Below are 809 nucleotides of genomic sequence, written 5' to 3'. Positions count from 1 at the left end.
AACTTTAGCCGTGGGTGCATAACATGAGTGAAGTACCAGTAAAACAAAACAAGAAAACCGCACTAAAGCTCGCAATGTTAACAGTGCTTATGTTTGGCTTTGCCTTTGCGATGGTGCCGTTATACAAACTCGTATGCGATGTCGCCGGTATCAATAGCATCGATAGTAACAGTGGGCGCTCTGAGATTTCTGAACTAAGTAGCGAAGAACTTAGTCAGTCTTTAAGAACCGTAACGGTTCAATTCGACTCGACTATAAATGGCAATATGGCATGGGAATTCAAACCTGAAGCGAAAACCATGAAGGTGAAGCTTGGCGAACGAGTCAGTACCAGCTATTTCTTTAAGAACAACAGTTCGCAGCCAGTTGAAACCCAGTCAATACCTGGGGTTACACCATGGCAAGCAAACCAACATTTAAAGAAAATGGAATGTTTCTGCTTTGAGACTCAAACCCTTCAAGCAGGCGAATCAAAAGACATGGGTTTACAGTTTGTTCTCGACCCGAATCTACCTGAAGACATTCAAACGGTAACTTTATCTTATACCATTATGAACACAAACAGAGACGACTCACTGAAAACTAATAAAGACGCATTACCCTCTGTCAGCGACTCAAAGAAGACTTTGAATAAAGCTGGCGACAAGCAAACTATTTGAATAGCTAATGGTACAAACAATTAAAATAAAGAGGACATTATGAGCACAGCAGGTTCTGACAGTTATTACGTCCCCCACGGCAGCCAATGGCCCATTATTGCTGTAATGGGAATATTTTTTACAGTACTCGGTGTCGCATTTTGGGTTAAT

Annotated in this window: 1 protein-coding gene; it reads left to right on the top strand. The window is 41.5% G+C overall.

Annotated elements, in window-relative coordinates; genetic code table 11:
* Positions 1-23 precede the first annotated feature (23 nt).
* Entirely contained in the window at positions 24-659 is a 636-nt protein-coding gene (locus A3756_RS02950; RefSeq protein ID WP_068515577.1) for a cytochrome c oxidase assembly protein, read from the top strand.
* Positions 660-809 lie beyond the last annotated feature (150 nt).

It is taken from the genome of Oleiphilus sp. HI0086 (assembly GCF_001635225.1).
The sequence above is the reverse complement of the archived record's forward strand: the minus strand, read 5'-3'. Positions and strand labels throughout refer to the sequence as shown.